This window comes from Microbacterium sp. Root553 (assembly GCF_001426995.1).
Classification (GTDB): domain Bacteria; phylum Actinomycetota; class Actinomycetes; order Actinomycetales; family Microbacteriaceae; genus Microbacterium.
In genome coordinates, this window is record NZ_LMFY01000001.1 from 44,061 (window position 1) to 68,636 (window position 24,576).

Consider the following 24,576-nt stretch of genomic DNA (forward strand, 5'->3'; position numbering starts at 1 on the left):
CCGGGCCTCCTGCTGCGCTAGCCTTCTGGGATGCCCGCCATCCGCAACATCGCCGTCGGCCTGCCCGTGAAGCAGGGTCATGTCCTTGCGTTGTCCGGCACGGATCGGTCCCGCGGACTCGACTTCCTGCGAGCGATCGGCGGCGGGATCGAGTTCGGCGAGCGGGCCGAGGAGGCGCTGCATCGTGAGTTCCACGAGGAACTCGACGTCACCCTGCAGGCCGTGGAACTGCTCGGCGTGCGCGACAACATCTTCACGTACGAGGGTGTCCCGGGCCACGAGATCGCCCATATCTACGCGGTGCGCTCGATCGAGCTCGACGCGGTCCCCCTCGACGCCGAACTGCACGTGCTCGATGAGGGCAGTCCGGTGCGATGGGTGCCGATCGCGGAGGTGCGCGACGGCAGGCGACCGCTGTTCCCCGACGGCGCGACGGAGTTCCTGCTCGACCTCGACGCGAGCTGACTCCGCTGCGGGGCCGCAGGCGGGGCGGGGGCGGGACACCGAGGTCGTCGATCTGCCAGAATCGACGGATGACCGGGCGGAACAGCACGAGGAAGACGGCGGCGGCAGCCGCGATCTTCCTGATGACCGTGACCATGACGTTGACCTCGTGCACGGCGGGCGCCGATCCCGCGGAGGTCGCCGCGACCGCCACGGCGACTTCGCCCTCCGCCTCGGAGCCGGTCGCCACGCAGGCCGCCGAGCCACCGGCGTCCGAATCGCAGAGCGCGTCCGACGGATTCCGCGAGTGGCTGGATGCGTCCCGCCTTCCCGACGTCGACACCGCCTGTGCGCGCCTCACCCCCGACCTCGTGACCCGCATGATCGCCGAGCTCGAGTCCCACGGGATGACAGGGATCTCGAGCTGCGAACAGATGATCACCGCCACCGCCGACCTCTACCGATCCCTCGGACAGAGCGCCGAGGTCGACATCGCCGTGCAGGCCGAGACCGCCACCGACGCCACGCTCTTCGTGACCTACCTCGCCTCCGGCGACTGCGGCACCGTGGTGATGGAACGCCGTGGCACCGAGTGGATCCTCACCGACCAGTCGATGGAGTGCGGAGCCTGACGCGAGCCGACCCTGTGCACGTCCCGCGACGTCAGCCGCTGTAGTCCGGCAGCTCCTGCAGCGTCCAGGTGTTGCCGTCGGGGTCGTCGAACGTCACGAACCGGCCCCAGTCCAGGTCGTCCACACCGCTCGCCTCGACGCCGACACCGCGCAGGTGCGCGAGCGCCTCGTCGGCATCCGGCACCACGACCTGGATCGTGTTCTGCTGGCCCGGCTCGAGTGCGATCCCGAGACCCGTGCCGAATGCGATCGAGCACGCGGAGCCCGGCGGCGTCATCTGCACGAAGCGCAGACCCTCGACAGGCGTCTGGTCGTGGTCGGCGGTGAAGCCGATCTTCACGTAGAAGTCCTTCGCCCTGTCGACATCCGTCACCGGCACGAAGATGAGTTCGATCTTCCAGTCCATCGCGCACTCCTCCTGGTGGGCACCGTCGACCCATCCGCGTTCACGGTACGCCGCACCACTGACATCCCGCCAGGCCGAGTCACGCCTGCAGACGGACGTGCGGCGACGCCCCTCAGATCCACCCCTTGTCGAGGGCGATCCGCACCGCCTGCGCCCGATTCGCCGCGCCGGTCTTCCCGATCGCCGAGGAGAGATGATTGCGCACGGTTCCCGCCGAGAGGAACACCTCGGCGGCGATCGCCGCGGCCGAGCGCCCGTCCGCCGCGAGCCGCAGAACCTGCCGTTCCCGGTCGCTCAACGGATTCGCACCGTCGAACAGGCTGTCGGCGGCGAGCACGGGATCCAGCACCCGAAGTCCCGATCGCACCCGGCGGACGGCCTCGGCGAGCTGCTCGGCAGGGGTGTCCTTGACGATGAACCCGCTCGCGCCCGCGTCCAGTGCTGCGCGCAGGTACCCGGGGCGCGCGAATGTCGTCACGACGAGCACCCGCGTCGCCGGACTCGTCTCACGGATCCGATGCGTCGCTTCGATGCCGTCCATGCCCGGCATCTGGATGTCCATCAGACACACGTCCGGCCGCAGCTCCCCCGCACGCTGCACCGCTTCGGCCCCATCGGACGCCATTCCGACGACGGTGAGGTCGGATTCGAGGTCGAGGAGAGCCCCGAGCGCACCCCGCACGAGCGCCTGGTCGTCGGCGATCAGGAGGCGGATCCCCCCGCCGGCATCCGAGGCGCTCACCACGTCAGCTCCACGCGCGTCCCGGTGCCGCCCGCGGCATCGGCGGCACCGAGCGCGAGGGCCGCACCGGCCGCTGCCGCCCGGTCGCGCATACCGCGCACGCCGTTTCCCTCATCAGCGCCGCCACGCGCCCTCGCGCCGATGCCCACGCCGTCGTCTTCGAGCACCATCCGACCCGGCGACAGCTGCACTCGCACCGTGCGCGCCCGCGAGTGCCGGAGGGTGTTGGTCGTGGCCTCCCGCAGGATCCAGCTCGCGGTGATCGCCTGCACCGGCGACAGCGCGCCGGGCTCCCCCTCGATCTGCATCTCGATGTCCGCCGCACGGAACGAGTCCCGCGAGGAGGCCAGCTGCTCCACGAGTGTGGTCGTCCGTGCCCCCGACACGGTCGAACGAACGCCGGCGATCGCTTCCGCCGTGAGCCGCTCGATATCGGCCAGCTCGGCCTTCGCGCGCTCGGGGTCGGAGTCCATGAGCCGACGCACCAGCTGCGCCTTGAGGCCGACCACCGTCAGCGAATGTCCGATCAGATCGTGCACATCGCGAGCCAGGGCTTCGCGCCCCTCGCTGGTCGCCAGCTCGAGACCGAGCCGCTCCGCCTCGGCGGAGCGCAGGACGAGCCACGTGGACACGGTGTTCACCACACCGAGCAGCGCGACGATCGCCAGCACCGACAGATAACTCATTCCCCCCGGCAGCACGAACACGCAGACGGCCGTGAGTGCGACCGCCGCGACGGTCGTGATCCAATGCCAGATCCGCGTCAGTCCGTAGGAGGCGAAGGACATGATGAACGGCAGGAAGCTGAGCGCGGATCCGCCCTCCGCCGGCACCGAGATCAGGACGCAGAGAATCAGGGCGATGAACGTGAGCCACTGACGCCTCGACGGCTTCCGCCCCAGCCCTCCTCCGCCGCGCATACCGTGCATGAAGCCTGTGACGTACAGCACGACGAAAGCCACGAGCGCGACCCACCCGGTCACGACCCACGCGAGCTGTGCCTCGGACCGCACCAGCGCGATGACCGGATACACGAGGAAGACGAGCCAGATCACGGCCATCAGCCAGCCGAACCGCGCCCACGGATCCTTCCCAGCGGCGGGGGCCCGCCTGGCACCGGGCGCCGCCCATGCTGCCGGCGGCGCACCCGCGGCGGCGAACCGGGCTGTGTCGCGAGCCGCGCCTCGAGCCGCATCGCGAGAGACCTCGGGCGCCTCCGAGGTCTCTCGCTTCGATGGTTGCGTCATCCGTCCAACCTACTGTCGTCGTCCGCGGCTACTGCCGCGCCCGAGAGCGCTTCATTCCCATCATCACCAGCACCGCGAAGAGCGCGAGCCAGACGGCGACGTTGAGGAACAGCATCCACAGCTGATCGGTCTGCCCGGTCGTGAGCACTCCGTCGGTGAGGGGCCACCGGGCGAGCGCCACGAAGCCGTAGAGCGGCGTGAATCGTGCGATGTCGAGCATGACCCCGTCGAGCGGCATGAACACGTTGCCGAAGAACGCGAAGAACGTCATCGTGATCGAGGCGAGCGCCGCCGCCGAATCCGAGCTGAAGAACAGCCCGACGCCGAGCCCGTACAGTCCGTACATCAGGCCGAGCCCGAGGACGATCGCCGCCGTCGCACCCCACCGCCACAGGTCGTCGACGCGGGCTCCGGTCATCATTCCTGCTGTGCAGACCGCCACCAGCGCCAGAGCTGCGAAGGCGACGGAGGTGAGCAGTTTCGTCATGGCGTAGCCGAGCGTGGTCATCGGTGTCATCGCGAGCTGACGTCCCCAGCCCTGCTTCGCCTCGGTCGCTGCCAGCGAGGTCAGCGAACTCATCGCGACGGCCGTGCCGTACGCCGCCATCGAGGTCATCACGTAGAAGGAGACGTTCCCGTTGCCGGCCGACTGCGTGCCATAGCCCATGCCGGCACCGAACAGGAGGTACATCGCGACCGGCATGGCCAGCGTGAACGCGAGCGTGTAGGGGTTGCGCAACTGGCGGACGCCTTCGATGCGCAGCATGGTGGGTGAGACGAGCATGTCAGTCCTCCGTCAGAGCGGTGAAGGCGGTTTCGAGCGTGGGGGCGGCGATCTCGAGATCGTGAGCGCCTGCATCGAGCAGCATCCGGGCGGCGGCATCCGAATCGGTGGTCCGCAGGCTGAGCCGATCGCCGTCGATCCGCAGATCGATGACGCCGTCGGTCGCGCGGAGCATCGCGACGAGATCCTCGGATGCCGCGTCCACCGTCGCCGAGACGGTGCGCTCGCCCAGGCTGGCGCGCAGGAGCGCCGTCGGCGCGTCCGCGACGACCGTGCCGCGATGCATCACGACGGTCCGGCGGGCGAACTGCTCCGCCTCCTCCAGGTAGTGGGTGGCGAAGATGATGGTCCGCCCCGCGTCAGCATCAGCGCGCATCGCGTCCCAGAAGTGCCGGCGGGCGGTGACGTCCATGCCTGCGGTCGGCTCGTCGAGCACGAGGATGTCGGGGTCCGACACCATCGCGAGGGCGAACTTCACCCGCTGCTGCTCACCGCCGGAGCACTTCGACACCCGACGGCGTGCGAGGCGGACGAGGTCGGCTCGCGCCATGACGTCATCCACTCGACCGAGAGCATCGGTACCGTACAGCGACGCGATGAGGCGCACCGTCTCCCCGACGGTCAGGTCTCCGAGCAGCCCGCCGGTCTGCAGCACCGCGCCGATCGCGCCCGTCGACGTCGCCCGCTCGGGTGTGACACCGAGGACTCGCACGGTGCCGCTGCTGGGCTCGGTGAGTCCGAGCAGCATGTCGAGCGTCGTCGTCTTGCCTGCGCCGTTCGGCCCCAGCAGGGCGACGACCTCGCCGCGCCGGACGGAGAGGTCCACCCGGTCGACGGCCTGCACGCGACGGTCGCCGGTGCCGAAGTGCCGCTCGACGGCCCGCAGTTCGAGCACGACAGCGCCTTCGATCAGGGAAGCCTCATCGGGCAGGGCAGTGGAGGCCGGTCGCGGGGGGACCCGCGTCGCCGATCTTTCCACGGAAGAGTTGTTCATGTCTCCAGCCTCGTCGGGCGACGAGGATCCGGCCGGAGGGCGGTGTCATCTCCTCGGCATGACACGTGTCATGCCGGATGTCCTCACCGGACCGTCACCAGCGCCCCGTCGAAGAAGGCGGCCAGCTCGTCGACCCCGTCGAGCGGCAGGATCGCCGCGACGTACTGGTCCGGCCGCACCACCACGACCACGCCGTCCCGCGACAGCTCACGCGCCGCGAAGATGTCGGTCTCCGTCCACTTCGAGGGTCCTGCCGCGTAGACCTTCTCCCAGTCGGTGAGCCCGAGCGGGCCGGTCTGAGGCTGGAAGAGCGCGGGGGCGGACGTGACCTCGACCTGCTCGTACGGCTGCTGGTAGATCGCCTTGACATCGAACACCGCGTCCTCGTCGGCGCCCTCGGGAGTGAAGCGCGCGAGCACCGGGGCCGCCTCCGCGGCCCACGCCGCGAGCGTCGACGCCTCCCGTCCGCCGAACGCGTACACGCGCCACCGCCCGTCGGCCCTGGCGTGATGCCCGAGGTGCACGACGTTCCCGTCGCCCACGCGCACGACCTCTGCGGACTTGAAGCGCTTGCCGAGCGGGAAGCCCGCCGCGAGCGCCTGGTGCGCGTCTGTGCCGGTGATCATCGACGAGGTGTACTGCGTCATGAAACCGGAGGGGAACTCCGCCGTGGCGAGGTAGTAGGTCGCCAGATCGCCGGGGTCGGTGATCTCCGAGGGCTTGCGGGCCATCAGCGTCGACCACTCGCGGTCGAAGTCGATCAGCTGCTGCGCGACCGGTCGACGCTCGGCCCCGTACGTGCTGAGCAGCGTCTCGGGGGCGCGTCCGGAGAGGACCGACCCGAGCTTCCAGCCGAGGTTGAAGCCGTCCTGCATCGAGACGTTCATCCCCTGCCCGGCCTTGGCGCTGTGGGTGTGGCAGGCGTCGCCGGTGAGGAAGACGCGAGGCGTCCGATCCGAGCCGTCGGCGACGTCGTCGAAACCGTCGGTCACGCGGTGGCCGACCTCGTAGACGCTGTGCCAGGCGACCTCCTTCACATCCAGCGTGTACGGGCTGAGGATCGCGTTCGCCCGGCGGATGATCTCCTCGACCGGCGTCTGCCGCACGCGGTGGTCGTCGTCGTCGGCGACCTCCCCGAGATCGATGTACATCCGGCTGAGGTAGCCGCCCTCGCGCGGGATGTGCAGGATGTTCCCCGCCTCGGAGTTGATGGCGCATTTGGTGCGCCAGTCGGGGAAGTCGGTGTTCACGAGCACATCCATGACCCCCCACGCGTGCGCCGCGCTGGCGCCCACATGCATGCGGCCGATCGCCTGACGCACGCCGCTGCGCGCGCCGTCGCAGCCCACCACGTACTTCGCGCGCAGAGTGCGCTCCTCGCCCGCGCGCTCGCCCGTGACGTATCGCACGGCGACCTCGACCGGATACGCGCCCTCGTCGTGGATCGTCAGCCCCGCGAACTCGACGCCGTAGTCGGGAGCGATGCGTCCCGGCCCGTGCGCTGCGGCCTCGGCGAAGTAGTCGAGCACGCGCGCCTGATTCACGATCAGATGCGGGAACTCGCAGATGTCGTAGGCGTAGTCGGCCGTGCGCGACGTGCGGACGATCTCGCCGGGGTTCTCGGGGTCGGGACCCCAGAAGTTCATCCAGCCGATGTTGTACGCCTCGGCGATGATGCGCTCGGCGAAGCCGAACGCCTGGAAGGTCTCGACGCTGCGCGGCTGGATGCCGTCGGCCTGCCCCAGCACGAGGCGTCCGTCGCGCTTCTCGATGATGCGGGTGGTCACGTCGGGGTACTGCGACATCTGCGCGGCGAGCAGCATCCCGGCGGGTCCCGAGCCGACGATGAGCACATCGATCTCGTCGGGGAGATCGGCCGGGCGGGCGTCGCCGGTGCCCGCGGCATCCTTCACCCTCGGGTCTCCGGAGACATAGCCGTGGTGGTGGAACTGCATCGTCGTCGATTCCTTCCGGACGTCACTGTCGGGTGTTGCACTCTCGTGCGACGTGTTCTATATTCGAACACATAGTTCTACTATTGAACACAGCTTAGGGACGCCCGTCCCGAAGCGCAAGGAACGCACGGCCATACGAGGGAGCACACGAATGCCCGACGGCACCCCCGCCTCGCAGACCCTCAGCCGCGGCATCCGCATCCTCGAGGTGCTCGCCGACGCCAGAGCGCCGCTCACGATCGACGAGATCGCCGTCGCGCTGGGAGTGCACCGCTCGATCGCCTACCGACTGCTGCGCACGCTGGAGGACCACCGACTCGTCGGGCGCGACGGCTCGGGCGCCGTCACCCTCGGCCCCCGGATGGCCGCGCTCGCAGCCGGGGTCGCGCACGACCTCCAGGCCGAGGCCCTGCCCGAGCTCACCGCGATCGCGAACGAGCTGGGCATGACCTGCTTCCTCGCGGTGCTCGACGGCGACGACTGCATCACCCTGGCCAGCGTCGAACCGCGACATGCGATCGCGAGCGTCGCCCAGAGACCGGGAGCACGGCATGCGGTCATCGTGGGCGCACCGGGCAAGGCCATCCTCGCGCAGCTGCCCGCCGCAGATTGGCCGGATGCTGCGGGCGGAGCGCTGCGCGCCGAGGTCGACGATGCCAGAGCACGCGGCTACGCGACCAGCCACGACGAGGTCATCCCCACCGTGCAGGCCGTCGCCGTGCCTCTCATGCTGCGCGGACAGCGCCCCGCCGCGATCGCGGTGGTGCATGTCGCGACCGATCACGACGACGCCGAGATCGCGGCGAGGCTCGCGCGCTCGGCATCCGCGATCCGCGACGCCCTCGAGGGCTGAGCGCCGCGCGCGTGAGCGCACACCCGCGACGGCGGGCGTGCACTCACGGCACGGTGTGAGACCGCTGTCAGGCCCTGGCGAGACCCCGCACGGGGTTGACCGACTGCTCCTCCTCGTGGTCGGGTCCGAGCGGGATTCCGGACCGGTCGCGCAGCAGCAGCGTGGCCACGAGCCCGAGTCCCGTCATTCCTGCGAGGCACCAGGTGACGGCCTGGGTCGAGCCGGTGGCCCGCATGATCGCCGTCGAGGGGGTCGAGTGCTTGCCGAGGGATGCGGAGATAATATATGATTTCGAATACGACGCACAAGGCGTCGACCCAGCGCGAGGAGGCGCCCCGTGACGGCATCCATCACCCGCCCCGGCAAGATCATCGCGATCCACCTGAGCTACGCCTCTCGGGCCGATCAGCGGGGCCGCCGGCCCGCAGCCCCCTCCTACTTCTTCAAGCCCGCCAGCTCCGTCGGCGTCTCCGGCGGAACGGTCGAGCGTCCCGCCGGCACCGAGCTGCTCGCCTTCGAGGGCGAGATCGCGCTCGTGATCGGAACGACGGCGCGTCGGGTCTCCCTCGACGAGGCGTGGGCGCACGTGGGCTGGGTCACCGCATCGAACGATCTCGGACTCTACGACCTGCGCGCGAACGACAAGGGCTCGAACGTCCGCTCCAAGGGCGGCGACGGCTACACGCCCCTGGGGCCGGAGCTCATCGACGCGCGCACGGTCGACCCTGGCGCCCTCCGTGTACGCGCCTGGGTGAACGGAGAGCTGCGCCAGGACGACACCACGGCCGGCCTGATCTTCCCGCTCGCTCAGCTCGTCGCCGATCTCTCCCAGCACTTCACACTGGAGCCCGGCGACGTGATCCTCACCGGCACGCCCGCCGGCTCGTCGGTGATCGTGCCAGGAGACGTCGTCGAGATCGAGGTGGATGCTCCGGATGCCGTGGGCTCGCCCTCCTCCGGCCGTCTCGTGACCACCGTGACGCAGGGTGAGACGCCCTTCGACGGCGGGATCGGCTCCCTGCCCGCCGTCGACGACCTGCAGCGCACCGAGGCCTGGGGCTCCGCCGAGGCCGCGGGGCTTCCCGCCACGGGCAGCCCGCACGACGAAGGGCTCTCCCCCGAACTGCGCGCGAAGCTGCTCGACGCACCGACGGCCGGGCTCTCCGCCCAGCTGCGCAAGCGCGGTCACCACTCCTGCTTCATCGACGGGGTCGGTGCGAACATCCCCGGCAGCAAGATCGTCGGCACGGCGAAGACGCTGCGCTTCGTGCCCTTCCGTGAAGACCTGTTCGCCAGCCACGGTGGCGGGTACAACGCGCAGAAGCGCGCCTTCGACGCCGTCGACGAGGGCGAGGTCATCGTCATCGAGGCTCGCGGCGATGCGACCACCGGAACGCTCGGCGACATCCTCGCGCTGCGGGCGCGGTCCCGCGGGGCTGCGGGAGTGGTGACCGACGGCGGTGTGCGCGACTTCGACGCCGTGGCCGAGATCGGACTGCCCGTGTTCTCGCAGGGCGCGCACCCCTCTGTCCTCGGCCGCCGGCACGTGCCGTGGGACGTCGACGTGACGGTCTCCTGCGGCGGCGCGACCGTGCAGCCGGGCGACATCATCGTGGGAGACGGCGACGGCGTGATCGTGATCCCGCCCGGCCTCGCCGACGAGATCGCCGACGCCGCCCTCGCCCAGGAGGTCGAGGACGCGTGGATCGCCGAGCAGGTCGCCGCAGGTCATCCGGTCGACGGGCTGTTCCCCCTCAACGCCGCCTGGCGTGAGAAGTACGAGGCGGCGACCGGCTCGGCTTCCGACTCCTCCGCCGACTCCGGCTCGCGCCGATGACGATCGTCAGCGGGGCGAGCAAATCCGAGCAGGCGTACTCCTGGATCCGCTCGCGCATCTCCGGGCACGTGTTCGGTCCCGGCTATCGGCTCGTGCTCGGCTCGCTCGCCGAGGAGCTGGGCATGAGCGTCGTCCCGGTGCGCGAGGCCATCCGCCGCCTCGAGGCGGAGGGGCTGGTGACGTTCGAGCGCAACGTCGGCGCGCGTGTGACGCTCGTCGACGAGAGCGAGTACGCGCACACCATGGAGACGCTCGGGCTCGTCGAAGGCGCGGCCACGGCGCTGTCGGCTCCTCTGCTGGACCGGGCGGCGCTCGACGCGGCCGCCGAGGTCAACGAGCGGATGACCCAGATGCTCGATCATCTCGACGCGCACGCGTTCACCGAGCTGAACCGCCGGTTCCACTCGGTGCTGTTCGAGCCGTGCCCGAATCCGCAGCTGCTCGACCTGGTGCATCGAGGATGGGCCCGGCTCTCCGGCATCCGCGACTCCACGTTCGCCTACGTGCCCGGCCGTGCACGGCACTCGGTCGAGGAGCACACCCAGATCCTCGAGCTGATCCGTGCGGGCGCCGACCCGCTCGAGATCGAGCTCGCCGCCCGCAACCATCGTCTGCGCACGAGGGACGCCTTCCTCGACGCCCTGCACACCCGCTCATCCCGCACGACTGGAGAAGACTCATGACCGATTCGCGCATCCCCGCCGATCTTCCCGACCACATCCAGCACTACATCGACGGCGAATTCGTCGACTCCGTCGACGGCGACACGTTCGATGTGCTCGACCCGGTGACGAACACGACGTACACGACGGCCGCAGCGGGCAAGAAGGCCGACATCGAGCGCGCCGTCGCCGCCGCGAAGCGCGCCTTCGACGAGGGGCCCTGGCCTCGCCTGCTCCCCCGCGAGCGCTCGCGCGTGCTGCACCGGATCGCCGACATCGTGGAGTCCCGCGACACCCGTCTCGCCGAGCTCGAGTCCTACGACTCCGGCCTGCCGATCACGCAGGCTCTGGGCCAGGCCCGCCGCGCCGCCGAGAACTTCCGCTTCTTCGCCGACCTCATCGTCGCGCAGTCGGACGACGCCTTCAAGGTCCCCGGTCGCCAGATGAACTACGTCAACCGCAAGCCGATCGGCGTCGCAGGCCTCATCACGCCGTGGAACACGCCCTTCATGCTGGAGTCGTGGAAGCTCGGTCCCGCCCTCGCCACCGGCAACACCGTGGTGCTGAAGCCCGCCGAGTTCACGCCGCTGTCGGCCTCGCTGTGGGCGGGCATCTTCGAGGAGGCGGGACTGCCGCGGGGCGTCTTCAACCTGGTGAACGGACTGGGCGAAGACGCCGGAGACGCCCTCGTGAAGCACCCGGACGTGCCGCTGATCTCGTTCACGGGCGAGAGCTCGACCGGGCAGCTGATCTTCGGCAACGCCGCACCGTTCCTCAAGGGGCTCTCGATGGAGCTCGGCGGCAAGTCGCCGGCCGTGGTCTTCGCCGACGCCGACCTCGAGGCCGCCGTCGACGCGACCATCTTCGGCGTGTTCTCCCTCAACGGCGAGCGCTGTACGGCCGGTTCGCGCATCCTCGTCGAGCGCTCGATCTACGAGGAGTTCGTCGAGCGGTACGCCGCCCAGGCGAAGCGCGTGAAGGTCGGCTACCCGCACGACCCGGCGACCGAGGTCGGCGCCCTCGTGCACCCCGAGCACTACGACAAGGTGATGAGCTACGTCGAGATCGGCAAGAGCGAGGGGCGCCTGGTCGCCGGCGGCGGACGCCCGGAGGGCTTCGATACGGGCAACTTCGTCGCGCCGACCGTGTTCGCCGACGTCGCACCCGATGCCCGCATCTTCCAGGAGGAGATCTTCGGCCCGGTCGTCGCGATCACCCCGTTCGACTCCGACGAGGAGGCGCTGTCACTCGCGAACGACACGAAGTACGGACTCGCCGCCTACATCTGGACGAACGACCTGACGCGCGCCCACACCTTCGCGCAGTCGGTCGAGGCGGGGATGGTGTGGCTGAACAGCAACAACGTGCGCGACCTGCGCACCCCGTTCGGCGGCGTCAAGGCGTCGGGCCTCGGACACGAGGGCGGCTACCGCTCGATCGATTTCTACACCGACCAGCAGAGCGTGCACATCACGCTCGGCGGTGCGCACAACCCGACCTTCGGCAAGAACTGACCCAGAGAGACTCGGCAAGGACGCTGACATGACCGACCGCGAGAACATGACCCTGACCTCCGCCGGCTACTACGTGAGCCAGGAGGCGCCGATCCGTACGGACGATCCGATCGCGACGCCCGAGAGCATTCCGCCCGATGTGCTCCGCTGCGCCTACATGGAGCTCATCGTGACCGACCTCGCGGCATCGCGGGTGTTCTACGTCGACGTGCTCGGGCTCTACGTCACCGAGGAGGACGACGAGGCGATCTACCTGCGGTCCACCGAGGAGTTCATCCACCACAACCTCGTGCTGCGCAAGGGCCCGGTCGCCGCCGTCGCCGCGTTCTCCTACCGGGTGCGCTCGGCCTCGGACCTCGATCTCGCCGTCGCGTTCTACACCGAGCTCGGCTGCGACGTGCGTCGCGAGCCGAACGGATTCGTCAAGGGAGTCGGCGACTCGGTGCGCGTGGTCGACCCGCTCGGCTTCCCGATCGAGTTCTTCCACCAGTCCGACCACGTCGAGCGGATGTCGTGGCGCTACGACCTGCACATCCCCGGCGAGCTGGTGCGTCTCGACCACTTCAACCAGATCACTCCGGACGTGCCACGGGCCGTCAAGTTCATGCAGGACCTCGGCTTCCGCGTCACGGAGGACATCCAGGACGAGGAGGGCACCGTGTACGCCGCGTGGATGCGGCGCAAGCCCACCGTGCACGACACGGCGATGACCGGCGGCGACGGCCCCCGCATGCACCACGTGTGCTTCGCCACCCACGAGAAGCACAACATCCTGGCCATCTGCGACAAGCTGGGCGCGCTCCGCCGCTCCGACGCGATCGAGCGCGGACCCGGTCGGCACGGCGTGAGCAACGCGTTCTACCTGTACCTGCGCGATCCCGACGGCCACCGCGTCGAGGTCTACACGCAGGACTACTACACGGGCGATCCCGACAACCCCGTCATCACCTGGGACGTGCACGACAATCAGCGGCGCGACTGGTGGGGCAACCCCGTCGTGCCCTCCTGGTACACCGACGGCTCGCTCGTGCTCGACCTCGACGGCACCCCGCAGCCCGTCGTCGCCCGCACCGACAGCTCGGAGATGGCCGTCACGATCGGTGCCGACGGCTTCTCGTACACACGCCCCGAAGAGGGCGAGAAGAAGCTCGGGAACCAGCTCTAACACCCCGCGTCCCGCTTCGCCACCCCCGAGCGCCCTTCGTCTCGCTCCGCTCGCTCAGGGACCGGAGCACCGACTGAACGACGCTCGCTCAGGGGCCGGAGCGCAGCGACGGGACCCACACCGACCTGAGGAGGAACGGATGCTGTCAGCAGACACGATCGAGACCATCGCCGCAGAACTGGCCGAGGCAGACCGCACGCACACGGTCATCCCGCGCATCACCGCGCGCCACCCCGACGCGACCGTCGAGGACTCCTACGCGATCCAGGGGGTCTGGCGAGACGCGCAGATCGCCGCGGGACGCCGCCTCGTCGGCCGGAAGATCGGGCTCACGTCCAAGGCGATGCAGCAGGCGACGGGCATCACCGAGCCGGACTACGGGGTGATGTTCGACGACACCGTCTACGAGTCGGGCGCCGAGATCCCGACCGCGCACTTCTCGAACGTGCGCATCGAGGTCGAGCTCGCGTTCGTGCTCGCGCGCCCTCTCGAGGGCCCGGACTGCACGCTCGAGGATGCGCTCGCGGCGATCGACTACGCGGTGCCCGCGCTCGAGGTGCTCAACTCGCACATCGAGCTCGAGGGGCGCACCATCGTCGACACCATCAGCGACAACGCCGCGTACGGCGCGATGGTGCTCGGCAGCGAGCGCCGTCGTCCCGACGAGATCGACCTGCGCTGGGTGCCCGGCGTGCTCTCCCGCAACGGCGAGATCGAGGAGACCGGCGTGGCCGCCGGCGTGCTCGGACACCCCGCCACCGGGGTCGCCTGGCTCGCGAACAAGTTCCACCAGCACGGCGCGCGACTGGAGGCCGGGGAGATCATCCTGGCAGGATCGTTCACACGCCCGATGTGGGTGTCGCGCGGCGATCAGGTGCTGTGCGACTACGGACCGATGGGAACGATCGAATGCCGCTTCATCTGAGCCGGTCCTTCCGCGAGCGGCTCGCCGCCGCCGACCGCTCCCTGATCGGCATGTGGGCGTGCTCCGGCAGCCCGCTCGTGACCGAGGTCGCTGCCGGATCCGGACTCGACTGGCTGCTCATCGACATGGAGCACTCGGCCAACTCCCTCGAATCCACCCTCGTGCAGCTGCAGGTGGTCGCGGCGTATCCGATCGCGCCCGTGGTGCGGGTGCCGTCGAACGACGCGGTCGCCATCAAGCAGGTGCTCGACCTCGGCGCGCAGGACATCATCGTCCCGATGGTGTCGTCGGTCGAGGAGGCCAGGGCCGCCGTCGCCGCGACTCGGTATCCGCCGCAGGGCGTGCGCGGGGTGGGCAGTGCGCTCGCCCGCAGCGCGCGATGGAATCGGGTCGACGACTACCTGCAGGACTCCGCGTCGCACACCTCGCTCACGGTGCAGATCGAGACGACGGCGGGGGTCGAGGCCGCCGCCGCGATCGCGGCCGTCGACGGCGTCGACGGCGTCTTCGTCGGCCCCTCCGACCTGTCGGCCTCGATGGGGCTGCTGGGCCAGCAGACCCACCCCGACGTCGTGGCCGCGGTGCATCGCGTCTTCGCCGCGGTGGCGGGCACGGGCACCCCGGTCGGCGTGAACGCCTTCGACCCGGCCGCCGCCGACGCCTACATCGCCGCGGGTGCGGACTTCGTGGCTGTCGGGGCCGACGTGGCGCTGCTGGCTCGCGCCTCGGAAGCTCTGGCCGCGCGCTTCATCCCGGCGTCCGACGACGTGACCCGCGCCAGCTACTGACCCGCGCCCCGCAGCGCGAAAAGTGGCGTATTCATAGCAATCCGGGTGAGACTGGGGGCATGACCTTCGCCGCGCTCCAGCCGCTCGCAGACCGTGCCGCACTGTTCACCGCCCTCCGCCAGGATTCGCTGGTCACCGCGCTCGAGGACCTGGGCGAGAACCGCTGGGATGCCGACATGGCCGCCGGCACGCTGACGTTCACCTCGAACGATGATCCGTCGCGCCGGCTGACGACCCGCGCCCACCTCATCGCCACCATCGCTCCCGGACCCCGCTCGCTGCTCTGGGCGTGGGCCCACCCGCAGGGCGACCCCGACGGCGTCGCCGGCCAGTTGAGGGACTACGGCACCGCCCACGGCATCGCCGAGCTCAGCCAGAGCGAGCTGCCGTTCCCCGACGATGCCAGCGGCGACTCCGAGTGGATCACCGCGGCCGCGCACACCGTCGGCGGCGTCGCCGTCGAACTGACCGGCCGCGCGCCCTACTACTCCGCCCCGGTCGGCGGCGGCACGTCGGCCGTGTTCCTGCTCGACGCGCCGATCCCCCCGCTCACGGTGTCCGTCGCGGCGATCGCGCTCCCCCGCATCCTCGCCGGCACCGCGCTCACGGATGCCCGCACCGCGGTGTGGGATGCCGCCCGCCTCGCCGGCTGGAACCTCACGTGGGCCGACGAGGCGTTCTCGGGGGCGACCGTCGCCGACGAGACCGGATCTGCCACCTTCCGCTTCGACGAACAGGCCCGCATCACGAACATCGAGAGCAGCCTGCACCCGCAGAACTGATCGCACGCGTCACGCCGCGAGTCGGCCCGTCACCGCCCCAGGCGCTGGCGGGCCGTCTTCGTGCCGGCGCCCACCGGCGCATGAGCGGTCGCCGCCGCCAGCCCGAACAGCGGCATGTCGACGTACACGGTCTCGAGATCCGCAGCGGGCACCTGATACGTCTCGTGCCAGACTCCGACACTGCCGGTGCCCTGCAGCGTGCGCATGAAGTCGCGCCACGGCTGCAGGTGCGGGGCGTCGCGGTCGGCGGCGAAGCGCTGCAGGTGCTCAGGGCTCTCCCAGTACGACAGCAGGATCGTCGTCCTGCCGAACCAGCTGTGCACACCGAGCATCCCCGAGTCGGGATGGGTGGCGAGGTGCTGCAGCATCGGCGGCATCTTGCTGGCGGTCCACCACACGCGGCGGAGATCCCACCATCGGTTGGCGCGCATCCCGATCAGGAAGACCGTCACGTCCGCCCTGTCGGGGGCCGCGGTGTAGCGCCCGGGGAACACCTGCTGGGTCATTTCCACTCCTCATGCGATTCCGTAACCGCGTTATGAAACGACGTTACGGTATGCTGGGCCGCATGGCAAGACCCGCACTGTACGACGACGCCCTGCGTTGCCGACTCCTCGACGCCACGGCGCGGATGGTCGACGAGCGCGGAGTGGAGGGGATCAGCCTGCGCGAGATCGCCCAGGGCGCCGGCACCTCCACATCCGCCGTGTACGCGCTGTTCGGCGGCAGGGCGGAGCTGCTCGTCGCCGTGATCGATCACGGCTTCGCGTCGTTCGGGCAGTCGCAGGCGTCCACCGAACCCGACGGCCTTCGCGCGCTCGGCCTCGCCTATCGAGCCTGGGCCACCGCGAACCCCGCGCTGTACCGGCTCATGTTCGGCGGAGCGGTCACGAGCGAGAACTGCCACCCCGACGAGGCCACCACGGGCGCGGCGATGATGCCGCTCGTGCGCACGCTCGCCGAGCGCGTCGACGAGCCCGAGGTGATGCCCGCCGCCCTCACCGTGTGGGCGCAGGTGCACGGCGCCGTGAGCCTGGAGCTCGCGAGCGTCGCTCCGGTGGCCGTCGACTGGGATGCCGTCTACGACCGCGTGGTCGACGCGGTCGAGCGCGCCTTCCCGGCGCGCTGACCCTCACCGCGCCGGGCCCCCGACCCGCCGACCGCCCCTGAGGACTCAGACCAGGCGCTCGGCCGCCTCCACCACATTGGTCATGAGCAGCGCGACCGTCATCGGGCCGACACCGCCCGGGTTCGGCGAGATCCAGCCCGCGACCTCGGCGACATCGGGATGCACGTCTCCGAAGACCGCGCTCTTGCCCGTCTCCGGATCGCTCTCGCGCGTGACCCCGACGTCGAGCACGGCCGCACCGGGCTTCACGTCTTCGGCGCGGATCAGATGCTTGACGCCCGCTGCGGCCACGATGACGTCGGCCTCGCGCAGGTATCGCGGCATGTCGACCGTGCCGGTGTGCGTGAGCGTGACCGTGGCGTTCAGGTCTCGACGGGTGAGCAGCAGTCCGATGGAGCGGCCGATCGTGACACCTCGCCCGACGACGACCACATGCCTGCCCGTGAAGTCGTAGCCGTTGCGCAGCAGCAGCTCGATCACACCGCGCGGCGTGCAGGGCAGCGGCGTGTGGATGGGCTTGTTGACGTTGAGCACGAGACGGCCGAGGTTCGTCGGATGCAGCCCATCCGCGTCCTTCGCCGGGTCGATGCGCTCGAGGATCGCATCGGTGTCGATGTGCGCGGGAAGAGGCAGCTGCACGATGTAGCCGTGGCAGTCCTGGTCGGCGTTGAGCTCGTCGATCAGCGCCTCGACGTCGGCCTGCGTGGCATCGGCCGGCAGCTCGCGCTGGATCGAGTTCATCCCGATCGCCTCGGACTGGCGATGCTTCATCCCGACGTAGAGCTGGGACGCCGGGTCGGCACCCACCAGCACGGTCGCGATGCCGGGCACGATGCCCTTCTCCTTCAGAGCGGCGACACGCTCGGTCAGCTCGACCTTGATGGCGGCTGCTGCCACCTTGCCGTCGAGGACCTGGGCGGTCACTGCTGCAGGTCCGGGTAGAGCGGGAAGGCGACGGCGAGCGCGTCGACGCGCGCACGGAGTGCCTCGACATCGGCGCCGGGCAGCAGCGCGAGGGCGATCACGTCGGCCACTTCGGTGAACTCCGCATCTCCGAAGCCGCGGGTCGCGAGCGCCGGAGTCCCGATGCGCAGACCCGACGTCACCATCGGCGGACGCGGGTCGTTGGGCACCGCGTTGCGGTTGACGGTGATGTGGATGTCGTGCAGCAGGTCTTCGGCCTGCTTGCCGTCGACCTGGGCGTCGCGCAGGTCGACGAGTACGAGGTGCACGTCGGTGCCGCCGGAGCGCACGCCGATGCCGGCATCCTTCACGTCCTGCTGCGAGAGACGATCGGCGAGGATCGAGGCGCCGCGCAGGGTGCGCTTCTGGCGCTCGGCGAACTCGGGGGTGCCCGCGAGCTTGAACGCGGTCGCCTTGGCGGCGATCACGTGCATGAGGGGTCCGCCCTGCTGCCCCGGGAAGACGGCCGTGTTGATCTTCTTCGCGATGTCGGCGTCGTTCGTCAGGATGAAGCCCGAGCGAGGGCCGCCGATCGTCTTGTGCACGGTCGACGAGACGACGTGCGCGTGCGGCACCGGGTTCGGGTGCAGGCCCGCGGCGACGAGTCCGGCGAAGTGCGCCATGTCGACCCAGAGCAGCGCGCCGACCTCGTCGGCGATCGCGCGGAAGGCCGCGAAGTCGAGGGTGCGGGGGTACGCGGACCATCCGGCGATGATGACCTTGGGCTTGTGCTCGATCGCGAGGCGACGCACCTCGTCCATGTCGATGATCGAGGTCTCGGGGTCGACGCCGTAGGCGACGATGTCGTAGAGCCGGCCCGAGAAGTTGATCTTCATGCCGTGCGTCAGGTGGCCGCCCTGGTCGAGGGCGAGGCCGAGGAGGGTGTCGCCGGGGCGGGCGATCGCGTGCAGCACGGCAGCGTTGGCCGATGCGCCCGAATGCGGCTGGACGTTCGCGAACTCGGCGCCGAACAGGTCCTTGGCCCGCTGGATCGCGAGTTCCTCGGCGACGTCGACCTCTTCGCAGCCGCCGTAGTAGCGGCGCCCGGGGTAGCCTTCGGCGTACTTGTTGGTCAGGACGGAGCCCTGCGACTGCAGGACCGCGACGGGCACGAAGTTCTCGGATGCGATCATCTCGAGGAACGTCTGCTGGCGGGCGAGTTCGCGGTCGAGGACCTGTGCGATCTCGGGGTCCACCTCGGACAGCGGTGCGTTGAAGTAACGGTCGGTCATGATGACGTGCTCCTCTGACGACGGATTCGAAGGGTGTTCCTATCGGCCCAGGCGCGCGGTCGAATTCCGTGGTCAGTCGCTCCCCGGTGGTAGTCCACCCAGACGCCAGTCGCGACGAGTACGAGCATAGCGGATTTCCCTGCGCCCACGACCCCGAGCCGGGTAGGTTTTGTTCATGGTCCTTCCTGATTACCTGCCGCTGGTGCCGCTGCCCGCATCGGTCACGATCGGAGCCGGGCGCCTGCCTCTCTCCCCCGACGTGCGCGTGACCGGGGGCTCCCCCGCCGTCGCACAGCTGATCGATGCGGTCGAGAGCCGCAGCGGCATCCGTCTCGTCCACTCCGCCGACTCGACCGGCGACTCGACCGGCGAGATCGCGCTGCGTGTCGACGCGTCGACCGCGGGGCCCGAGGGTTACACGCTCTCGATCGCGGAGGGGGTCGAGATCGTCGGCGCCGATGAGGCTGGACTCTTCTACGGGGTTCAGACCCTGCTGCAGCTGCTGCGCGAGGACGCGCACGGCTGGGTGCTCCTGCGCGCCGAGATCGCCGACGAGCCGCGCTTCGTCCGCCGCGGGGTCATGCTCGACGTGGCGCGCCACTTCTTCGGAGTCGCCGAGGTGAAGCGACTGATCGACAGCGTCAGCGCGCTGAAGTTCAATCACCTGCACCTCCACCTCACCGACGATCAGGCGTGGCGCATCGAGATCGAGTCCTGGCCGCGACTCACCGAGCTCGCCTCCACGACCGCGGCCCTCGGCGACGCGGGCGGCTTCTTCACCAAGGACGACTATCGCGAGATCGTCGCCTACGCGGCAGCACGGCACATGATCGTGATCCCGGAGATCGATCTGCCCGGGCACACGCACGCCGTCGGCGTCGCCTACCCCGAGCTCGTCGAGGACCCGGTGATGAACGACGCACTGATCGCCGATGCGAAGCGCCTGGGGCAGGACCTCCCGGTCGCCGGCGAGCCCTACCTCGGGTGGGGCGTCGGGCACTCCAGCGTCCGCATCCACGAGGAGCGCACCTACGAGTTCGTGCGCGACGTCGTGCGAGAGCTCGCCGAGATGACACCCGGTCCGTACATCCACATCGGCGGAGACGAATCGCTCGGGACGCCGCAGGCGGATTTCGACTTCTTCGTCGAGCGCGCGACCGCGATCGTCGTCGACGAGGGGAAGACGCCGGTGGCCTGGCACGAGGTGGGCGCGGCGGCCGACATCGCCGAGGGCACGGTCGGCCAGTACTGGGGCAAGCGGACCCCGGAGGGGTCGCATGCGGCCGAGGCGAGGCACTTCGTGGAGCGCGGGGGCGCGCTGATCATGTCGGCCGCCGACGCCGCCTACCTCGACATGAAGTACACGACCGACTTCGCCCTCGGACTCACCTGGGCCGGCACCATCGACGTCCGCTCCGCCTACGAGTGGGAGCCGACGTCGGCGCTGGACGTACCCGACACCGCGATCCTCGGCATCGAGGCGCCGCTGTGGAGCGAGACCACGCGCACCTGGAACGACGTGGAGCAGCTCGTCTTCCCGCGCGCCGCCGCCCTGGCCGAGGTCGCGTGGTCGCCGCGCAGCGGTTCGGGCCGGGCGTGGGAGTCGTTCCGAGCACGCCTGGGCGCACTGGCGCCGATGTGGAATGCTCGGGGCATCGACTTCCACCCTGCACCCGAGATCCCCTGGACCGAGCGATGACCGCCGAGCGCCCGACGACGGGGTCGCTCGTCATCCACTCCGCGCGACTCGTCGACGGCGGGTCCGTGCTGGCCGACGCGTGGGTGCGGTTCGACGACGGCAAGGTCTCGGGGCGAGGGGTCGGCGATTCCTGGACCGCGGCAGACGAGGTCGTCGACGCCGTGGCATCCGCCGGAGAGGGCGCAGTGCTCACACCGGGGTTCATCGACATCCACGGGCACGGCGGCGCAGGCGCGTCCTTCGACGACGGCATCGACGCGATCCGCACCGCTCGGGCCCTGCACCGCGCCCACGGCACGACGCGCGCCGTGATCTCCCTGGTGACGGCCCCCCTCGACGCACTCGCACGGCGGGTCCAGGACATCGCCGACCTCATGACGACGGATGCCGACATCCTCGGCTCCCACCTCGAGGGGCCGTTCCTCGACCCGGCGCACCACGGAGCTCACGAGCCCACCCTGCTGCGCGAGCCCCGCGCCGCCGATGTGGCCCGGCTGCTGGAGGCCGGGCGAGGGACGATCCGCCAGGTGACGATCGCCCCCGAGCGCCCCGGCGGCCTCGACGCGATCCGCTCGATCGTGGAGGCGGGCGCGGCCGCCGCGGTCGGACACACGAGCGCGGATGCCGCGATGGCGATCGCCGCCTTCGACGCCGGCGCGTCGATCCTGACCCACGCGTTCAACGCGATGCCCGGCATCCATCACCGCGCCCCCGGGCCGGTGCTGGCCGCCGCCGCCGATCACCGGGTGGTGCTCGAGGCGATCGCCGACGGCGTGCACCTCGACCCGCACGTGATCAAGCTGGTGTTCGATTCCGCGCCCGGCCGCGTGGCGCTGATCACCGATGCGATGGCCGCGGCCGGGAGCGCCGACGGGCACTACGACCTCGGTGCGGTGAGCGTCACGGTGCGGGACGGGATCGCGCGCGCGGACGACACGGGATCGATCGCCGGCTCGACCCTCACGCAGGATGTCGCGCTGCGCCGAGCGATCGCCGCGGGGGTCGGACTGTCCGATGCCGTGCAAGCGCTCACCGAGACGCCGGCACGGGCGATCGGATGCGGCCACGACCTCGGCAGCCTCGACGCCGGCTTCACGGCTGATGCCGTTCTGCTGGACGCGCAGCTTCGTGTCGTGCGCGTGTGGGTCGGCGACCGGAGCTGATCCGGTACGCGGCCGGAAGGGTGCGGGGCCGCCTTTCCCCAGATCGGCGGCCCCGTCATGTCCCCTCTTCGCGAGTCGGCGGGCCGGGAACTCCTCCCCCGAGGTGTCCGGCCCGCCATATCGATGCATATCCCCCTGCATCGATGCCTGAGCTCCGCCCCCCGGTGGAGCTCCTTGGCTTCTCTCTGTGATGAGACGACGACCACCGCGATTCATTACGCGAGTTCTCAGTTTTTTTTCACGCGAATCACGCGCAGTTCGGACTTATCCGTCATCACCTGGGCTTTTGTCAAGGAGCGCGCCAGCGGATCTTTTTTCGGATGTGGGGTGACATGCCCGGGGGTTTGGCGAGAGAATGGAGAAGGCGCGTGATGAAAACGGGGTTCACGCGTCTCTTCATGTGGGGACGACTTCACGTGCTCCACGACAGATGGATGACATGGATCAGGACAACACTTCGCACGACGAGGGGATCGCTGACGCGGATCTCGTGCTGCGCACGCGGTCGGGCGATGCAGAGGCGTTCGCCGAGCTGTGGCGACGCCACTATCCCTCGGGCATGTCCGTCGCGCGGTCGATCACCTCGTCGATCGATCCCGACGACCTCGTGCAGGAGTCCTACACCCGCATCTACCAGGCCATCATCAGAGGCGGCGGACCGAACGGCTCCTTCCGCGCCTATCTCTTCACCAGCATCCGCAACACCGCCGCCGCCTGGGGGCGCGCACGCCGCGATCACGCGATCGACGAGCTCGATGCGGTGGCCGATCCCGACAGCACCGATCAGGCGGCCAACGAGGCCCTCGACCGCAGCCTGACCGCCCAGGCCTTCCGCAGCCTCCCCTCCCGCTGGCAGGAGGTGCTCTGGTACACGGAGATCGAGCAGATGAAGCCGCAGGAGACCGCGGCCCTGCTGGGCATGAAGGCCGGCGCCGTCTCCCAGCTCGCATTCCGTGCCCGTGAAGGACTCCGCGAGGCCTGGATCCAGGCGCACCTGCGCAGCGCCGCGGCCGGCTCCGACTGCCAGTGGACCATCGAGCACCTGGGCGCCTATTCCCGGGGCAATCTGAGCATTCGCGATCGCAAGCGCCTCGAGCTGCACCTCGACGAGTGCGCCCGCTGCATGATCGTCGCCGCCGAGGCGAAGGATGTGTCGAAGCGCCTCGCGCTCGTCCTCCTGCCGCTCGTGCTCGGCATCGCGGGATCAGCCGGCTACCTCGCCTCGCTCCAGGGTGCAGGCACCCCCATCGTCGCGCTGGCGGCCATGCCGTCGACGGTGACCGAAGGCGCCGTCGTCGTCGCCGCGGGTGGCGCGGCCGCCGCCGGAGCGGGCGCCGGCACTGCGGGAGGCGCAGGGCACGCGGGAGCGTCGGGAGCGGGAGCGTCCGGCGGATCTGCGGGCACAGCGACCAGCGGAGGACTGCTCAGCGGAGTGGGTGCCCTGGTCGGAGCCGCCTCAGCGGCCCTGGTGGTCGCGGGCGTCGTCGTCGCCGCGACCATCATCCCCGGCCTCGCCGGAGCGAATCCCACAGCGTCCCTGCCCTACGCGGGCGACGGCGACTCGTCCATCAGCGCCGATGTCGGCCCCGACGACGCCATGGCCGAGGATCGCACGCTGCTCGTCGAAGAAGAGGAAGCGCCCGAGACACCGCCGGTCGAAGCGCCGGTGACGCCCGATCCCGGTGAGGCGACCACTCCTGAGACACCCGCCGCACCCTCGACGCCCGAGCCGCCGGTGGTCACTCCCCCGACGCTCGATCCCGATCCGCCCACGGATCCGCACCCCCCCACGGATCCCGAGGACCCGACCGGCCCTGAAGACCCGACCGACCCGGAGCCCCCGACGACTCCGGAGAACCCGGAGAATCCGACCAACCCGGAGAATCCGACCAACCCGGAGAACCCCGAACCGGAGAACCCCGAACCGGAGAACCCCGACCCGCAGCTGCCCGCGGGTGCTCCGGAGGTCTCCGATGTGGGAGTCACGCTCGACCTCGAACTGGTCACGCACTTCGCGGTCTCGCTCACCGGCGCGCCGGGTGCGACCGTTGACGCACTCATCGACGGGAGCACTGGCGGGAGCGGATCGACGGTGCTCGCGGCCGGCGAGGCCGATCTCGGCTACGGCGTCATCGATCTCCGTCCGACCATGGATCAGCTCTGCGCCGAAGAGACAAGCGTCGACTTCTTCTACACCACCGGGACGGAGACCGGTCCGCCCGTCCGCACCACGCTGTGGGACCTCTACGAGCTCTCCGACCGCTACCAGGGTGTCGCCCCCCGCGAGGATCCGCTGTTCGCCTTCGCGTGCTTGCTCGCGACCGACCCGGACACCGAGCAGCCCGCCACCGATGGCACCGGCACCCAGGCGCCCGACACCGGCACTGGAACGGGCACTGGCGCTGGCACCGAAACGGGCACCGAGGGACCCGACGCTGGCACTGAAACCGGCACCGGGGAGCCGAACACCGACACCGACACCGACACCGAGACGGAACCGGCGGGAGACACGGAACCCGGCACCGACACCAGCCCCGCTACAAACCCCGCGCCGACCGACACCACCCCGGAGGATACGACCACCCCGGACCCCGTCACCGAGCCGACCCCCGACACCGCCGACGACGCTGCGGACGGGGTCGTCGTCCCCGCACTCTGAG

Annotated in this window: 23 protein-coding genes, 1 pseudogene and 1 riboswitch; of the genes and pseudogenes, 14 read left to right on the plus strand and 10 right to left on the minus strand. The window is 70.1% G+C overall.

The window, feature by feature from the left end; genetic code table 11:
* Positions 1 to 30 precede the first annotated feature (30 nt).
* On the plus strand, positions 31 to 465 hold the full coding sequence (locus tag ASD43_RS00195; RefSeq protein WP_056411980.1) for an NUDIX hydrolase: 435 nt from the start codon (positions 31 to 33) through the stop codon (positions 463 to 465).
* Between the two features lie 68 nt (positions 466 to 533).
* Positions 534 to 1,076: a hypothetical protein gene (locus ASD43_RS00200; protein WP_056411982.1), complete on the plus strand. Its 543-nt coding sequence runs from the start codon at positions 534 to 536 to the stop codon at positions 1,074 to 1,076.
* A 31-nt stretch (positions 1,077 to 1,107) separates the two neighbouring features.
* Here the strand turns inward: ASD43_RS00200 and ASD43_RS00205 are convergent, their stop codons facing one another.
* The 6 genes from ASD43_RS00205 to ASD43_RS00230 all read right to left on the minus strand — a co-directional run bounded on the left by ASD43_RS00205 (position 1,108) and on the right by ASD43_RS00230 (position 7,204).
* Positions 1,108 to 1,482 (minus strand): VOC family protein, encoded by a 375-nt coding sequence (locus ASD43_RS00205; RefSeq protein ID WP_056411984.1) that lies wholly within the window; start codon positions 1,480 to 1,482, stop codon positions 1,108 to 1,110.
* Between the two features lie 112 nt (positions 1,483 to 1,594).
* Positions 1,595 to 2,227 carry a response regulator transcription factor gene (locus ASD43_RS00210; RefSeq protein ID WP_082539147.1) on the minus strand — a complete coding sequence of 211 codons (633 nt, stop codon included), beginning with the start codon at positions 2,225 to 2,227 and terminating at the stop codon, positions 1,595 to 1,597.
* Positions 2,221 to 3,471 (minus strand): sensor histidine kinase, encoded by a 1,251-nt coding sequence (locus tag ASD43_RS00215; RefSeq protein WP_056411987.1) that lies wholly within the window; start codon positions 3,469 to 3,471, stop codon positions 2,221 to 2,223. The genes ASD43_RS00210 and ASD43_RS00215 overlap by 7 nt, the downstream gene beginning before the upstream one ends.
* A gap of 28 nt (positions 3,472 to 3,499) precedes the next feature.
* A complete protein-coding gene (locus ASD43_RS00220) occupies positions 3,500 to 4,255 on the minus strand; it encodes a hypothetical protein (RefSeq protein WP_056411991.1) in 756 nt (251 codons plus the stop codon).
* Position 4,256: 1 nt separating this feature from the next.
* Positions 4,257 to 5,249 carry an ABC transporter ATP-binding protein gene (locus tag ASD43_RS00225; RefSeq protein ID WP_082539148.1) on the minus strand — a complete coding sequence of 331 codons (993 nt, stop codon included), beginning with the start codon at positions 5,247 to 5,249 and terminating at the stop codon, positions 4,257 to 4,259.
* A gap of 83 nt (positions 5,250 to 5,332) precedes the next feature.
* Positions 5,333 to 7,204 (minus strand): FAD-dependent monooxygenase, encoded by a 1,872-nt coding sequence (locus ASD43_RS00230; RefSeq protein ID WP_056411997.1) that lies wholly within the window; start codon positions 7,202 to 7,204, stop codon positions 5,333 to 5,335.
* Between the two features lie 151 nt (positions 7,205 to 7,355).
* Between ASD43_RS00230 and ASD43_RS00235 the strand changes: the two genes are divergently transcribed.
* On the plus strand, positions 7,356 to 8,057 hold the full coding sequence (locus tag ASD43_RS00235; RefSeq protein ID WP_056412001.1) for an IclR family transcriptional regulator: 702 nt from the start codon (positions 7,356 to 7,358) through the stop codon (positions 8,055 to 8,057).
* A 67-nt stretch (positions 8,058 to 8,124) separates the two neighbouring features.
* On the opposite strand, the pseudogene ASD43_RS16825 reads toward ASD43_RS00235, so the two are convergent.
* Positions 8,125 to 8,352: pseudogene (locus tag ASD43_RS16825) on the minus strand (MFS transporter); the annotation flags it as partial.
* A gap of 42 nt (positions 8,353 to 8,394) precedes the next feature.
* Between ASD43_RS16825 and ASD43_RS00240 the strand changes: the two are divergent.
* The 7 genes from ASD43_RS00240 (at position 8,395) to ASD43_RS00270 (ending at position 15,730) form a co-directional block, all read left to right on the plus strand.
* The gene (locus ASD43_RS00240) at positions 8,395 to 9,894 is read left to right on the plus strand and encodes a fumarylacetoacetate hydrolase family protein (protein WP_056412004.1); all 1,500 of its coding nucleotides are present in this window, start codon (positions 8,395 to 8,397) and stop codon (positions 9,892 to 9,894) included.
* Positions 9,891 to 10,577, plus strand: coding sequence for a GntR family transcriptional regulator (locus tag ASD43_RS00245; protein WP_056412009.1), 687 nt, complete (start codon positions 9,891 to 9,893; stop codon positions 10,575 to 10,577). Before ASD43_RS00240 ends, ASD43_RS00245 begins: the two co-directional genes overlap by 4 nt.
* Entirely contained in the window at positions 10,574 to 12,070 is a 1,497-nt protein-coding gene (gene hpaE, locus ASD43_RS00250) for a 5-carboxymethyl-2-hydroxymuconate semialdehyde dehydrogenase (protein WP_056412011.1), read from the plus strand. Before ASD43_RS00245 ends, hpaE begins: the two co-directional genes overlap by 4 nt.
* Before the next feature lie 28 nt (positions 12,071 to 12,098).
* Complete coding sequence (gene hpaD, locus ASD43_RS00255; RefSeq protein ID WP_056412015.1) at positions 12,099 to 13,235, plus strand: 3,4-dihydroxyphenylacetate 2,3-dioxygenase; 1,137 nt, start codon at positions 12,099 to 12,101, stop codon at positions 13,233 to 13,235.
* Positions 13,236 to 13,374: 139 nt separating this feature from the next.
* The gene (locus ASD43_RS00260; RefSeq protein ID WP_056412018.1) at positions 13,375 to 14,160 is read left to right on the plus strand and encodes a 2-keto-4-pentenoate hydratase; all 786 of its coding nucleotides are present in this window, start codon (positions 13,375 to 13,377) and stop codon (positions 14,158 to 14,160) included.
* Positions 14,145 to 14,948, plus strand: a complete 804-nt coding sequence (locus ASD43_RS00265) for an HpcH/HpaI aldolase family protein (protein WP_056412020.1) — start codon at positions 14,145 to 14,147, stop codon at positions 14,946 to 14,948. The genes ASD43_RS00260 and ASD43_RS00265 overlap by 16 nt, the downstream gene beginning before the upstream one ends.
* A 59-nt stretch (positions 14,949 to 15,007) precedes the next feature.
* Positions 15,008 to 15,730 (plus strand): DUF6882 domain-containing protein, encoded by a 723-nt coding sequence (locus tag ASD43_RS00270; RefSeq protein WP_056412023.1) that lies wholly within the window; start codon positions 15,008 to 15,010, stop codon positions 15,728 to 15,730.
* Positions 15,731 to 15,759: 29 nt separating this feature from the next.
* On the opposite strand, the gene ASD43_RS00275 is transcribed toward ASD43_RS00270, so the two are convergent.
* Positions 15,760 to 16,236 (minus strand): DUF4188 domain-containing protein, encoded by a 477-nt coding sequence (locus ASD43_RS00275; RefSeq protein ID WP_045253141.1) that lies wholly within the window; start codon positions 16,234 to 16,236, stop codon positions 15,760 to 15,762.
* 62 nt (positions 16,237 to 16,298) lie between these two features.
* Between ASD43_RS00275 and ASD43_RS00280 the strand changes: the two genes are divergently transcribed.
* Positions 16,299 to 16,859, plus strand: coding sequence for a TetR/AcrR family transcriptional regulator (locus ASD43_RS00280; protein WP_162247463.1), 561 nt, complete (start codon positions 16,299 to 16,301; stop codon positions 16,857 to 16,859).
* Between the two features lie 45 nt (positions 16,860 to 16,904).
* Here ASD43_RS00280 and ASD43_RS00285 read toward each other — a convergent pair whose 3' ends face one another.
* Positions 16,905 to 17,783 (minus strand): bifunctional methylenetetrahydrofolate dehydrogenase/methenyltetrahydrofolate cyclohydrolase, encoded by an 879-nt coding sequence (locus tag ASD43_RS00285; RefSeq protein ID WP_056412030.1) that lies wholly within the window; start codon positions 17,781 to 17,783, stop codon positions 16,905 to 16,907.
* The gene (glyA, locus tag ASD43_RS00290; protein ID WP_056412033.1) at positions 17,780 to 19,054 is read right to left on the minus strand and encodes a serine hydroxymethyltransferase; all 1,275 of its coding nucleotides are present in this window, start codon (positions 19,052 to 19,054) and stop codon (positions 17,780 to 17,782) included. The genes ASD43_RS00285 and glyA overlap by 4 nt, the downstream gene beginning before the upstream one ends.
* Before the next feature lie 38 nt (positions 19,055 to 19,092).
* A riboswitch (ZMP/ZTP riboswitch) is annotated at positions 19,093 to 19,177 on the minus strand.
* Between the two features lie 52 nt (positions 19,178 to 19,229).
* Between glyA and ASD43_RS00295 the strand changes: the two genes are divergently transcribed.
* The 3 genes from ASD43_RS00295 to ASD43_RS00305 all read left to right on the plus strand — a co-directional run bounded on the left by ASD43_RS00295 (position 19,230) and on the right by ASD43_RS00305 (position 24,575).
* Complete coding sequence (locus tag ASD43_RS00295; RefSeq protein ID WP_056412036.1) at positions 19,230 to 20,753, plus strand: beta-N-acetylhexosaminidase; 1,524 nt, start codon at positions 19,230 to 19,232, stop codon at positions 20,751 to 20,753.
* Positions 20,750 to 21,916 carry an N-acetylglucosamine-6-phosphate deacetylase gene (nagA, locus tag ASD43_RS00300; protein WP_056412038.1) on the plus strand — a complete coding sequence of 389 codons (1,167 nt, stop codon included), beginning with the start codon at positions 20,750 to 20,752 and terminating at the stop codon, positions 21,914 to 21,916. The genes ASD43_RS00295 and nagA overlap by 4 nt, the downstream gene beginning before the upstream one ends.
* 439 nt (positions 21,917 to 22,355) lie before the next feature.
* Positions 22,356 to 24,575 carry a sigma-70 family RNA polymerase sigma factor gene (locus tag ASD43_RS00305; protein WP_056412041.1) on the plus strand — a complete coding sequence of 740 codons (2,220 nt, stop codon included), beginning with the start codon at positions 22,356 to 22,358 and terminating at the stop codon, positions 24,573 to 24,575.
* Position 24,576: the final 1 nt, after the last annotated feature.

Excerpts from the sequence above, each read along its gene's own strand:
- ASD43_RS00195 (WP_056411980.1), top strand. The coding sequence starts at position 31 with ATGCCCGCCATCCGCAACATCGCCGTCGGCCTGCCCGTGAAGCAGGGT.
- ASD43_RS00235 (WP_056412001.1), top strand. The coding sequence starts at position 7,356 with ATGCCCGACGGCACCCCCGCCTCGCAGACCCTCAGCCGCGGCATCCGC.
- ASD43_RS00270 (WP_056412023.1), top strand. The coding sequence starts at position 15,008 with ATGACCTTCGCCGCGCTCCAGCCGCTCGCAGACCGTGCCGCACTGTTC.
- nagA (WP_056412038.1), top strand. The coding sequence starts at position 20,750 with ATGACCGCCGAGCGCCCGACGACGGGGTCGCTCGTCATCCACTCCGCG.
- ASD43_RS00265 (WP_056412020.1), top strand. The coding sequence starts at position 14,145 with ATGCCGCTTCATCTGAGCCGGTCCTTCCGCGAGCGGCTCGCCGCCGCC.
- ASD43_RS00260 (WP_056412018.1), top strand. The coding sequence starts at position 13,375 with ATGCTGTCAGCAGACACGATCGAGACCATCGCCGCAGAACTGGCCGAG.
- ASD43_RS00245 (WP_056412009.1), top strand. The coding sequence starts at position 9,891 with ATGACGATCGTCAGCGGGGCGAGCAAATCCGAGCAGGCGTACTCCTGG.
- ASD43_RS00230 (WP_056411997.1), bottom strand. The coding sequence starts at position 7,204 with ATGCAGTTCCACCACCACGGCTATGTCTCCGGAGACCCGAGGGTGAAG.
- ASD43_RS00275 (WP_045253141.1), bottom strand. The coding sequence starts at position 16,236 with ATGACCCAGCAGGTGTTCCCCGGGCGCTACACCGCGGCCCCCGACAGG.
- hpaD (WP_056412015.1), top strand. The coding sequence starts at position 12,099 with ATGACCGACCGCGAGAACATGACCCTGACCTCCGCCGGCTACTACGTG.
- ASD43_RS00215 (WP_056411987.1), bottom strand. The coding sequence starts at position 3,471 with ATGACGCAACCATCGAAGCGAGAGACCTCGGAGGCGCCCGAGGTCTCT.
- ASD43_RS00295 (WP_056412036.1), top strand. The coding sequence starts at position 19,230 with ATGGTCCTTCCTGATTACCTGCCGCTGGTGCCGCTGCCCGCATCGGTC.
- ASD43_RS00225 (WP_082539148.1), bottom strand. The coding sequence starts at position 5,249 with ATGAACAACTCTTCCGTGGAAAGATCGGCGACGCGGGTCCCCCCGCGA.
- glyA (WP_056412033.1), bottom strand. The coding sequence starts at position 19,054 with ATGACCGACCGTTACTTCAACGCACCGCTGTCCGAGGTGGACCCCGAG.
- ASD43_RS00280 (WP_162247463.1), top strand. The coding sequence starts at position 16,299 with ATGGCAAGACCCGCACTGTACGACGACGCCCTGCGTTGCCGACTCCTC.
- ASD43_RS00200 (WP_056411982.1), top strand. The coding sequence starts at position 534 with ATGACCGGGCGGAACAGCACGAGGAAGACGGCGGCGGCAGCCGCGATC.
- hpaE (WP_056412011.1), top strand. The coding sequence starts at position 10,574 with ATGACCGATTCGCGCATCCCCGCCGATCTTCCCGACCACATCCAGCAC.
- ASD43_RS00305 (WP_056412041.1), top strand. The coding sequence starts at position 22,356 with ATGGATCAGGACAACACTTCGCACGACGAGGGGATCGCTGACGCGGAT.
- ASD43_RS00220 (WP_056411991.1), bottom strand. The coding sequence starts at position 4,255 with ATGCTCGTCTCACCCACCATGCTGCGCATCGAAGGCGTCCGCCAGTTG.
- ASD43_RS00205 (WP_056411984.1), bottom strand. The coding sequence starts at position 1,482 with ATGGACTGGAAGATCGAACTCATCTTCGTGCCGGTGACGGATGTCGAC.